This is a genomic window from Hyphomicrobium sp. ghe19, from assembly GCF_902712875.1.
Taxonomy (GTDB): Bacteria; Pseudomonadota; Alphaproteobacteria; order Rhizobiales; family Hyphomicrobiaceae; genus Hyphomicrobium_B.
The window spans coordinates 509612-520258 of record NZ_LR743509.1 but is presented as its reverse complement, the minus strand read 5'-3'; the positions used below and the strand labels follow the sequence as shown (position 1 = coordinate 520258).

Below are 10647 nucleotides of genomic sequence, written 5' to 3'. Positions count from 1 at the left end.
TAGCTGCTAAGCATATGAGATTATCGGGGGTTGCTCAGGTGGCGGTCGCCTTAACCCTGCCGGCCCCGCGAGTTGGAACCATCAAGCCCCGTGACGACCAAGAATGCTTTTGCGTCATCGTCCCCCGGATTGTGAAAATGATGCGGAGTATCCGCATTGAAGAGGATCGCATCACCCTCGATCAACCGGGCAGGAGAATCCTCCCCCACGACGATTTCGACCGTGCCCTTGACGACGACGAGGTTCTTTTTGGCGCCCGCTGTCTGCGCCGCGAACACTTCGCGATGCTGCGCGCCAATCGTCACCTCATAAATTTCAATGCGTTGTGGATCCCCCCAGGGGAAAAGAGCGCGGCTGACAAAACCGCCTTCGCTCGATGAAACCACCGTCGCTCGGTCGCGCGGGACAACGACCGTGCCGCCCACGCCTGGACTGGAAATGAGGCTTGGCACCGAGACCTTCAACGCCTCGGCAATGCGCCCCAATAGGTTGATCGTCGGCGCGCTCTTGCCCGTTTCTATCTGCCCGAGCATCGCGCGGCTGACGCCCGAGATGATACCAAGCTGTTCCAACGACAGACCGCTCTTGCGCCTGAGATGACGCAAATTTTCCCCGACGATGATGGAAAGCTTCGCCGGGCCGCTGTCTGCACCTTCGAGAGTCTCGAAATCTTCTTTTCTCGCCATTACCATCGCCGCCGACTTTCGCAGTTCGCTTTGCGTCTGCAAATACGGATAGCCGAGCTGCGATACCGGCGGAACGAAGAAGAAGTTATGAGCTTATGAGGGAATTGCTTGCTGCGAGCATGGCTCAAGCGGCGGCGCGTATTCCGCGCAAAAGGCGAGAAGGAAAGCCTGAAAAGCCATCCTTCTCGCATGTGATCTGACGGGAGCGTCAGACGTTTCCTGACTTCCGAAGCGGCAGCGCCGTCTTAGAAGTTGATCTTCATACCGCCGATGACCTGCTGCATCGCCGACAACTCGGTGGCTGACGTATTCGTGCCGACCGTCACATCACCATCAGCATGCTGATAGATGAGATAGAGGGTCGCTTCAGCAGCTTCGATGTTCTGCGCAGCACCAACTGCCCAGAAATCGATGTTGGCACCCGTTGTTCTGATAGTGCCCGTGCCGGTCACGTCAGAACCGGAGTCATCCTGGCGGTACATACCGAATACGTTGGTCTTACCCAGCGGGATCCACTTCTTTTCGATGCCACCCTGCACGAACCAGGTCGTGCTGTCTTTATCGAGTATCTTAGCGTCGATGGCGGGGTTGTTCGAGCCGTCGTGCTGCTTGCCGTATCCGCCGTAGACGAACAAACCCGTTGGCGCGTGCTGCAGGAACGCCGAAACGCCCCACCACTCGCAATTGAGAGCGTTATCAGGCGAAGAGCCGGAGCCGTGGCACGGTGTCGAGAAGCCATCCGTAGACTGGCCATATCCGGCCCGCGCGTTGTAGTTGAAATCTCCGGACTCGCCCTTGTAGATCACAGCGGCATCCCAGATGTCGTCCTCGCCCCAGGCGGTCGCAACACTGAAGCCCGCGAACGTCGGCGACTCGTAACGCACAACGTTCCGGCGTCCGTCATCGCCTGGCGTCGAGTTGTTGAAACCGCGGAGCGCGTCCCCCCACTTCAAGTTTGAAGAGCCAGACGGAATCCGATTCCCAGCCTTATCGCGCAGGTAAAACGACTGCAGATAGTCAGGAGGACCTTCAGCGTCGTAAAAATTACGCGTCAAAGACGTGTCGGCATCGTCGAGCAAATGGTAGGTCGCCGTGCTTTCCTGACCAACGGAAACTTTACCGAACGTCTTGCTCTTTAAGTACCAGTTGCTTTTGCGAACCGAAAGGCTGTTGGCGCCAGTCGCGCCATCCGGGTTGTCCTGGTCGGCCTTACCGAGGTTGCCGCCAAATACGCCGATCTCAAGCACATAACCCGCCGACCAATCTGCGTTTATCTTCGCGTCGCCGACGAAGCGGAAACGGGATTGCTCAACAGGGTTCGTACCGACGTAAGCATTCCTCTCGCTGCCGTCGTCCCACCAGATCACGCTCTCGTTCACCCAGCCCGAAACCGTCAGGCTGACCTTACGGTTGCCTTTGCGAGCCGTTGTAGCTTCGAGTTCCGCAACGCGCTCTTCGAGATCCGCGCAGCAATCGCCGCCGAGATCGGCAGCGGCTACGGGCATCGCCCATCCGCCAACCATCAAGGCAGCTACCGAGACACCCCAGAGGCGTCCCTTTCTCGTTACTAGTTTCATGTACTTCAGACCCCCGTCTGTTTAATTAGATGAACTTCTGATTAGTTCATTGATTTCTCAGCTATTTTTTACGATCCCTTCTCCAAGTCAATTACATATCCTCAGTGGCACGTACATCTGCAATAGCGGAGTGACTATCTTGCACCTTGGGCTGTCACCCTCGGCGCACCCACGGTCCAACCGGCTGCGCGAAGCAGCGCCGCGGCGCCGGCGAGATCGCGATGATCGATGGATTGTGCGCCCCGTCCCAACGCATATCGCCGGCGCGCGAGCCAGTGCCGTTGCAAAGGCTGAGACTGAGACAAATCCAAAGCCGCAAGCCGTTCAGCCGCCGAGCGAAATTCTCCGGCTCGCCGTAGCCTTTCAAGCAGCGCGAGACCTTCCGGCCACGGGCCGAAGCCGGCCTCGGAATTGATGTGCCCGGCCTCGCCGAGATCGATGAAATCGGCTCGCCAGAGATCAGCCCAGCGACGCGCCTTCTCGATCGCCATCCAAGGGTCGTTCCTGCTGGCAACGAGGATGACGGGAAAGCCCAAAGGCTTCGTCGGCAGGAATTCGGCGACCCCGAAGGCTTCGGGATCCGCCGGAGCGACAAGAAGTGCTCCGGTGATTCGCTCAGCGTGATCGCTTGCGGCCTGTACGGCGGCCAAGGCTCCGAACGAATGCCCAGCGATGAAGATCGGTCCCGTTGCGCGCACAATTTCGCGACGGACGCGCGCCGACCATTCGGGCAGATGAGGATCGTTCCAGTCCCGCTGCGTGATGCGGACGCTGCCGCTGACGCGGCGCTCGAGCCAGGTTTGCCAGTGCGTAGGCCCACTCGATCGGAGGCCGGGTACGATGAGAGTTGTCGACATTGAATTCACCCTTGATGCTGAGCCATCCAACGGAAATTGGCTCTGGTCTGTTCGGGCCTGCGGCGGACTTCGCGCGCCGCTCGAATGGCAGTCGCCGGCTCCTGCGCCGGCTAGCGGACAAACGACCCGCAACACCTTTCTCGACCACGTCCTGACATCAGCATTGTTTCGAATTCCGTGACGAAGTGATCAAACGTCCTGCTTCGTGCGTCGCCCAGTTCTCTTTCCGAAATGGTCTGGAGGAGCTTCCGGCCGAGAAGGCGACGCACGAATTCAGTTTCTAGTGAGACGTTCAGCTCTTGTTGCCGGGCGTGTAGATCTGATCGAACACGCCGCCGTCCTTGAAGTGTTCCGCCTGGGCCTTGCCCCAGCCGCCGAAAACTTCATCGATCGTGAAGGTCTTCACCGGTCCAAACTGGCTCGCATATTTCTGCGCAACCTTCTCGTCGCGGGGACGATAGAAGTTCTTCGCCGCGATTTCCTGGCCTTCTTCGCTGTAGAGATGCTTCAGATATTCCTCGGCAACAGCCCGGGTGCCACGCTTGTCGACGACCTTGTCGACGACGGCAACGCTCGGCTCAGCAAGAATTGAGATAGACGGAGTAACGATCTCGAACTTGTCGGGACCAAGCTCTTTAACCGAGAGATAGGCTTCGTTTTCCCAGGCAATCAGCACGTCGCCAATACCGCGTTCGACGAATGTCGTCGTCGAACCACGCGCGCCCGAGTCGAGAACTTTGGTGTTCTTGTAGATCTTGCTGACCAAATCTTTCGCCGTCGCGTCGCTACCGCCGGGCTGCTTCAGCGCATAACCCCAGGCTGCAAGATAGTTCCAGCGCGCGCCGCCCGACGTCTTCGGGTTCGGAGTGACAACTTCGATGCCGTCTTTCGCGAGATCCGACCAATCCTTGATGCCCTTTGGATTGCCCTTGCGGACGAGGAAGACGATTGTCGAGGTATACGGAGCCGAGTTGTCGGGAAGGCTCTTGATCCAATCAGCTTTGACGAGATCGCCGTTCTTGTGGAGCGAGTCGACGTCCCCCGCGAGTGCGAGCGTCACGACATCGGCATCGATGCCGTCGATGACCGAGCGAGCCTGCTTGCCGGAACCGCCATGCGACTGCTTGATGGTGACGTCATCACCCGTCTTCGCCTTCCAGTACTTCGCGAAGGCCACATTATACGCTTGATAGAGTTCGCGCGTCGGATCGTAGGATACGTTGAGCAGCGAGATCTCTGCAGCGGAAGCGTAGCCGGAAAGCCCGGCGAGGCCGAGGCCAAGCACGGCCCCGATGGCTGATCTGCGGGTCAGGGGTAGGAACGACATCAGAACCTCTCAAGTTGGAATTGGCTTGAGAGTGAACCTATCCAGCGCTATCGCGCCGACGAACGAAGAAGAAATGCTGAGCTTATTAGACGTTTCGCTGCTCGAAACCCCAACGCTGCCGGGCTCCCATCCGCTAAAATGGAAATCTAAGGCAGAACGATAAAGCGAAATTTTCGCGTCGCCCCGCACAGAATGCGAGGACGCATTCATGGCGGAAAACGTGAACGCCCGCTCCGTTGCAGCTACTGCTTTCTTAGCTCCACGCTGTCAGCCGTGATCGTATAACCGGCGTCGGCGAGCCCCGTGAACGCTTCACTCGTGTTGATTTTACCGGTCACCGTCACCGGATCGAACATACCGCCGACTTCAAACCCTTTGTCTGTCTTCACGTAGATGATCTGATTGGCCGGCGGCGGCGGCACGTGAATGCAGGCCCCGACGAACGGCACGAGAAGAAATTCCTTCACCGTCGTCGCATCGAAGTCCAGAGGAACGACGTAACCGCCGATCGAAACGCTTTGTCCGTCAAGCTCCGCGACGATTGCAGGCGGACGATCGCTGCCGGGCTGCCGGCGCTTAACCGCCATGAACTTGCCCTCGGGAAGCGGAGGCGGAGGAGGCCCCGCATCCGTCGTCGGCGGCACGGAGCCGCCGAAAAACGTCTTGGACTGCATTGTCGATGCCGCCGGAACGCTCTTTGGAACGAGATCGGCCCACTTGAGTTGCCGCGGTGTATCGGCGCCGGCGTTCGACGACGACGCGACCGCGAGCATCAGATTGAGCATGACGCTTAGAGCGAAAACATATTTCGATGCCATATCCGCACCCTTTCAAAAAATGAGCGTGCTCACACTCTGACCATCATGCCGTCCGCCAGAGACAGCCGGTAAGCACGGATCGCAGGCAACAATCCGGCGACGAACCCGGCAGCGACGATCAAGCCGAGCTTCATCCATTCGTCGGCGCGCGGCGGATCAATCGCAAGGCTCAGCCCGTACGTGTGATCGATGTACGGACGCGCCAGATAAAGACCCACATAAAGGCCGACAGTACCCGCGATGACGCCGGCAAGCGTCAGCAACCCGCCCTCGGCCGCAAGGAGGCCGAGCACTGTTGTGGGCGTTGCCCCGACCGAACGCAGGATAGCCATTTCGCGTCGTCGCTCGTTGAGCGTGGTCAGGATCATCGTCACCATCCCGAGCAGCGCCGTCGCGACGACCATCGCTGAGACGACCGATAGAGCCGTCTCGGCCGTACCGATGAGGCCCCACAGCTCCTGCAGCGCGACGCCCGGCATGATCGCCGACAGCGGCTCCTCGGCATAATCATTGATCCGCCGCTGAACCTTGAATGTCGCAAGCTTCGAGTCGAGACCGACCATCGCTGCCGTGATCGCGTGCGGCGTGAGATCCATCTTGCGAACCGCATCGGCCGAGATGCTTTCGCCCGGAACCGGTGCCCCGCTCTGCCAATCGATGTGAATGGCTTCGATGGCCTCGAGACTGACGTGAACCGTCCGGTCTATCGGCGTCCCGGTCTTCGCAAGGATACCGGAAACGCGGAACGGTTTGTCCTCGTGTTCGATAAACGAGATCGATCCGACTCCGTGCGCGACGATGATCTTGTCGCCCACTTTGTAGCCGAGCGCGTCGGCAACGTCTGACCCTATGACCGCATCGAACAAATCGGCGAACGGACCACCGGCAGTAAACGTCATGCTCTGCCCGCGGCGGAATTTGTAATGCGTGAAGTAATCGCCATTCGTTCCGAGCACGCGGAAGCCATGGTGACTGTCCCCGAGCGATATCGGAACGATCCATTTGACTTCAGGCATCTTCGCGATGTCCTGATAGGTCTTCCACGTGACATTGTTGGTCGCGTTGCCGATGCGGAAAACGGAATAGAGAAGCAGGTTGAGACTGCCGCTACGCGCGCCGACGATCAGATCCGTTCCCGAAATCGTATCGGCGAAGCTTTGCCGCGCCCCTGTCCGCACTTTCTCGACGCCGAGCAGCAGCATGACGCTGAACGCTATCGCGAGCACCGTCAGACATGCCGTCACCCAGCGGTTCATCAACGATTGAAATGCGAGGCGAAAGATCATCATTGCTGGGCACCTCGCGATGAGACGGCAATGTCCTGAAGACGCACCACGCGGTCAAAATGTGGGGCCAATCCTTCATCGTGACTGACCATGATGACGCTCGTGCCGGCCTTCTCACTTTGCGCGAATAGGAGCTTCAGAAACGCTTCTTCCGTGTTTCGATCGAGTGCGGAAGTCGGCTCGTCCGCAACAAGGATCGGCGGCGCACCAATCAACGCCCGTGCCGCGGCGACACGCTGTTGCTGGCCGACGCTAAGGTTCGCCGCTTTGACGGTCGCGACAACCGTCTCGTCGAGACCGAGCGCCGCAAGCAAACCCCTCGCAACCGCATCGAGCGATCCTTCGGCGAGCGCATTGGCCCGCCGCGTGCGCGAGAACCGGAGCGGAAGCAGCACGTTGTCGATGAGAGATGCATAAGGGAGTAGATTGAACATCTGGAAGATGATGCCGAAGTGGTCGACGCGAAACCGGTCGCGCCCGGAACCGCTGAGCTTTGCCATCTCCGTTCCAAGCACATCGATCCGCCCTTCGGTCGGCGCAACGATGCCTGCAAGCAAACTGAGAAACGTGCTCTTGCCGCTTCCCGACGGGCCGACGAGCAGAAGTTTTTCCTCGCGCCCCAGCGTGAATTTCTTGATCGTCAGCGAGAACGGCGATGGCCCAGGCCACGAATACCGCACGTTCGAAAACGAAACCGCGTCAAGAGGGCTTTCGCCCTCTATCCGCGTATCGCGTGAAGACACGATGATGTCGCTCATAATCACATCGCGCCCGTGAGATCGAGGGTTGGCTTATCGCGCGTCATCTGCGCCTGCGTTTGTCCCTTCGGGGTCGTGACATTGACGTTCAGAAGCTGCGCGCCGGCAAAGTTCGAGAAATAGACAGTCTCGAGACCGGTCACACGTTCGGGCGCTTCGCAGGTGATCGTGTATGTCGCATGAAATTCCGAGTGCTGCGGCGCGCCAGGCTTATCGTCATCGTCGTCGTCCTTCTCGCCGGGCTTATGCGTTTCCTTCCGGTTCTCGACGTTGGCCGTCTCTGCCTTGCAATTGGCCGCCGCGGGAAGTTTGAAAACGGCAAGGACGTCGGCGAGCTTTGCCTTCGCCTTCTCGACGGCCGCTTTCTGATCGTCCGTCGATGCGACGTGCTCGAACCCGACGATATCCATGCCCGGAGAAACAAGCTCCATTTCAATTTTGTTTCCCTCGATGGCGATATCGAGCGTCCCTTGCCCGTGCACGTGCGGGCCGAGTTGCCTGTGCTCAGCCTGATCTGCGAAAGCGGGAACGGTAATCAGCATGGCCATCGAGGCCAGACCCGACAAAACTTTCGACATCGTTCTCTCCAATTGGATGATGATGCGCCGGCACGCGCCATTGCGCGGTGTCAGCCCAGGGGCGTGGGCGCGCGATTGAAAATCGTGCGAAACACAGCCGGATACGAAAAGGTGTTATGGGATACGAAACGAAGACGCCGGAGCGATCTTCGAATGTCAGACGGCACTCGTCGCGGGAGGACCACGCGCGCGCTGCTCGTAGCAGCGGATTATGCAGCTCTGAATACTTAGAGGAGCATGAAGCTCGGCAAAGGCAATTTCAGAGGGTGCGGGAAAATCAAAAAGCGAAGGCACGAGCGACGTCGCGGCAATAGCCGCCGCCCAACATAATGGGCAGCCATCGTGATTGTCACTGGCGGGCGGGCAAGGCTTCGCGGCCGTTGAGACGCAATGACCCGCAAACGCAGTGATGGATCGAGCGCCGATTTCGCGGCTTGTATGGTGATGGAACGACGCCACGGCCAGTTGCACGCTGAAGGCGAACAGCGTGAGCAAAACAAGCCTGATGCGGAGTCGCGATGCGGTCATGATCTCCGGCCGTCTTTATAGGTATTCAGAATTCGACTGTTCCTGTGTCACAATCGTGGCAAACGAATACCCGCTTCCCCAGGTTATCCCCACAACGGACGCAGCGCGCCCGACAAAATGTCTCGTCCGCTTAAAAATTGGAACCATTGGAGGCCTAGCGCATTTGTCTTGAGGCGAGATTCTTTTTAGCCCGTCCAAAACCGATAAGAAGCCAATCGTGAATACTAATCCCCCGGGGAGGGAGGGCCGGGGTCGGCCAGCCAAATTCCTACGCCAATTAATTATTTTTCCCCGGCTGTCGTTGAAGGCAGCGGTTTACCTTGTCTGCCTCGGGCTTCTCATTCCGACCTTGGGCGGCGCCGCGTATCTGCTGAGCGCGGTGCATTTCCAAGAACTTGCAGGTCTGCAGGCCGACGCCCGCACGCGCGCTTTGCTCGCCGCAAGTTTCGTCGACGATCAAATGGATACCATTGTCCGCGCGCTCAAGGCGCTCCCGGCGGAAGACGTCACTCAAAACACTGAAAGCGGCATACGCGCGGAACTCGACCGAAAAGGCATTGTGCTTTTCACGAGAAGCGAAAAACTCGACCTCTTGTCACCCGTCGGCGGGCTCGATTCGGACCGGATCATGCTCGATGGCGCTTCACGATCTGCCGCGGCAGCCGCTTTGTCGAACCGAACGCCTCAAATCACGGCGTATGAAAACGCGCCGGACAAAGGCATCGATGTCTGGCTGGCCGCCGCATCGAGCAATGCGAAACCGGTCCTCATCCAGGCACGTATCCCGTCGACCTTTTTGACCTCTGCGCTCAAGAAATTTGCTTCTGGCGGCCCGTGGTCGATTTCCATTCTCGGAGCCGACGGTCAAATACTGGCCAGAACGCGCGCCAAGCCGGACGCGGCGGCAAGTCCCAATGAACCGAACCGTACATCCATCGTACAGGCCGTTGCCGAAACTTCACAGTTCGGCTGGAAAGTTGCTGCTCAAATTCCCAAAAATGCGGTGGACCTGCACGATAAACGCAACTGGATAACGTTTGTCACGCTTTCCTCATTGTTGGCGGTTGCGTCGTTCGCCGGCGCGACGTGGTTGACGCGGAACATTTTGGAAGACCCGAACGCTAGCAACTTGACCCCCGCGAGGCGGCGATGGGGTGAAACAGCAGACCAATCAGCAGGCATGCCGTTGCAGTTCGATAGCCAGGATAAGGCACCCCACCAACGTGCGCCGGATGGAGCTAGGGAAAAGCGGCTGCGCCAAGCTTTGCGCGCGGGCAATGTCGGCGTTTGGGAATGGAACCTCAAGACGGGAACTATCTGTTGGGATGCAGACATTGCCGACATTTTTAATGATCTCGAGCCTGCGTCCGAGTACCCGGCGCGCACACTTATCCGCCGGGTCGAGGGCTGTGACCGCCGCCGATTGCTGAAGGCGATTGGTGCCGCGATCGCTGGGTCGAAACCCCTTGCTCTAGAGGTTCGCATTCGCCGCCGCAACGGGGATGCCCGTTGGATCGCGATCCGCGGTGCGCCGACCGAAACGGCGGAAACGGAAGTAAAGACTCTCTCGGGCGTTGCCTACGATGTGACAGATCAGAAGCTGAGCCTCACGCGCACTGACGCCCTGCTCCGCGAAGTTTCGCATCGCTCGAAAAACCTGCTGGCTTTGATCCTCGCGATGGCACGATTGACGGCGCGCGATGCAGTGGACGTCAAATCTCATCTCAAGGATTTCACACTGCGCGTCGCAGGCCTCGCCGCCTCTCAGGATCTGATCGTTGCTTCAGATTGGCAAAACGTTGATCTTGCGACTTTGGCGTCGGCCGAGATCGGCGCAGTCGCACGTACCGACGCCGATCGCGTCGCGATCAAGGGCCCCCCGGTAATGCTCACGCCGGAGGCCGCCCAGACATTGGGAATGGTCCTGACCGAGCTTGCGCTCAATGCCGTCGAGCACGGGGCATTGTCTACTGCAACCGGCAAGGTGCGGCTCACGTGGTCATTTCCTGATCCCGCAACAATTTTAATTTCATGGCGCGAAACCAGCGGGCCGCCATTCGTCGCCGATGGCCCGAAGGGATACGGTATGTCGGTCGTCGAGCGCTTCTCGACCCAAGGCCTGAAGCTTTCTGCTCGCGCTGTTGGGAATGCCGACGAGTTCACGTGGACGCTGACCGGCCCTCTCGTCAACATCGGGCACGCTCCTAAAAGCTCGGGCCAAGTGTAAACAAC

Annotated in this window: 9 protein-coding genes; 1 reads left to right on the top strand and 8 read right to left on the bottom strand. The window is 58.9% G+C overall.

Annotated elements, in window-relative coordinates:
• Positions 1–50: 50 nt before the first annotated feature.
• The 8 genes from AACL53_RS02440 to AACL53_RS02405 form a co-directional block, all read right to left on the bottom strand.
• The gene (locus tag AACL53_RS02440) at positions 51–686 is read right to left on the bottom strand and encodes a helix-turn-helix domain-containing protein (RefSeq protein WP_339082119.1); all 636 of its coding nucleotides are present in this window, start codon (positions 684–686) and stop codon (positions 51–53) included.
• A 245-nt stretch (positions 687–931) separates the two neighbouring features.
• Positions 932–2263: a porin gene (locus tag AACL53_RS02435; protein ID WP_339082116.1), complete on the bottom strand. Its 1332-nt coding sequence runs from the start codon at positions 2261–2263 to the stop codon at positions 932–934.
• Positions 2264–2397: 134 nt separating this feature from the next.
• Positions 2398–3120: an alpha/beta hydrolase gene (locus AACL53_RS02430; protein WP_339082114.1), complete on the bottom strand. Its 723-nt coding sequence runs from the start codon at positions 3118–3120 to the stop codon at positions 2398–2400.
• A 292-nt stretch (positions 3121–3412) separates the two neighbouring features.
• Positions 3413–4447 (bottom strand): sulfate ABC transporter substrate-binding protein, encoded by a 1035-nt coding sequence (locus tag AACL53_RS02425; protein WP_339082112.1) that lies wholly within the window; start codon positions 4445–4447, stop codon positions 3413–3415.
• Between the two features lie 242 nt (positions 4448–4689).
• The gene (locus AACL53_RS02420) at positions 4690–5265 is read right to left on the bottom strand and encodes a DUF3299 domain-containing protein (RefSeq protein WP_339082111.1); all 576 of its coding nucleotides are present in this window, start codon (positions 5263–5265) and stop codon (positions 4690–4692) included.
• A 29-nt stretch (positions 5266–5294) separates the two neighbouring features.
• Positions 5295–6554 (bottom strand): ABC transporter permease, encoded by a 1260-nt coding sequence (locus AACL53_RS02415; protein ID WP_339082110.1) that lies wholly within the window; start codon positions 6552–6554, stop codon positions 5295–5297.
• Positions 6551–7309: an ABC transporter ATP-binding protein gene (locus AACL53_RS02410; protein WP_339082109.1), complete on the bottom strand. Its 759-nt coding sequence runs from the start codon at positions 7307–7309 to the stop codon at positions 6551–6553. Before AACL53_RS02410 ends, AACL53_RS02415 begins: the two co-directional genes overlap by 4 nt.
• Positions 7310–7311: 2 nt before the next feature.
• The gene (locus tag AACL53_RS02405; protein ID WP_339082107.1) at positions 7312–7887 is read right to left on the bottom strand and encodes a DUF2796 domain-containing protein; all 576 of its coding nucleotides are present in this window, start codon (positions 7885–7887) and stop codon (positions 7312–7314) included.
• An 829-nt stretch (positions 7888–8716) separates the two neighbouring features.
• Here AACL53_RS02405 and AACL53_RS02400 point away from each other — a divergent pair.
• Positions 8717–10642 (top strand): HWE histidine kinase domain-containing protein, encoded by a 1926-nt coding sequence (locus AACL53_RS02400; RefSeq protein WP_339082105.1) that lies wholly within the window; start codon positions 8717–8719, stop codon positions 10640–10642.
• The last annotated feature ends 5 nt before the right edge of the window (positions 10643–10647 follow it).

Excerpts from the sequence above, each read along its gene's own strand:
- AACL53_RS02420 (WP_339082111.1), bottom strand. The coding sequence starts at position 5,265 with ATGGCATCGAAATATGTTTTCGCTCTAAGCGTCATGCTCAATCTGATG.
- AACL53_RS02430 (WP_339082114.1), bottom strand. The coding sequence starts at position 3,120 with ATGTCGACAACTCTCATCGTACCCGGCCTCCGATCGAGTGGGCCTACG.
- AACL53_RS02425 (WP_339082112.1), bottom strand. The coding sequence starts at position 4,447 with ATGTCGTTCCTACCCCTGACCCGCAGATCAGCCATCGGGGCCGTGCTT.
- AACL53_RS02405 (WP_339082107.1), bottom strand. The coding sequence starts at position 7,887 with ATGTCGAAAGTTTTGTCGGGTCTGGCCTCGATGGCCATGCTGATTACC.
- AACL53_RS02435 (WP_339082116.1), bottom strand. The coding sequence starts at position 2,263 with ATGAAACTAGTAACGAGAAAGGGACGCCTCTGGGGTGTCTCGGTAGCT.
- AACL53_RS02440 (WP_339082119.1), bottom strand. The coding sequence starts at position 686 with ATGGCGAGAAAAGAAGATTTCGAGACTCTCGAAGGTGCAGACAGCGGC.
- AACL53_RS02415 (WP_339082110.1), bottom strand. The coding sequence starts at position 6,554 with ATGATGATCTTTCGCCTCGCATTTCAATCGTTGATGAACCGCTGGGTG.
- AACL53_RS02410 (WP_339082109.1), bottom strand. The coding sequence starts at position 7,309 with ATGAGCGACATCATCGTGTCTTCACGCGATACGCGGATAGAGGGCGAA.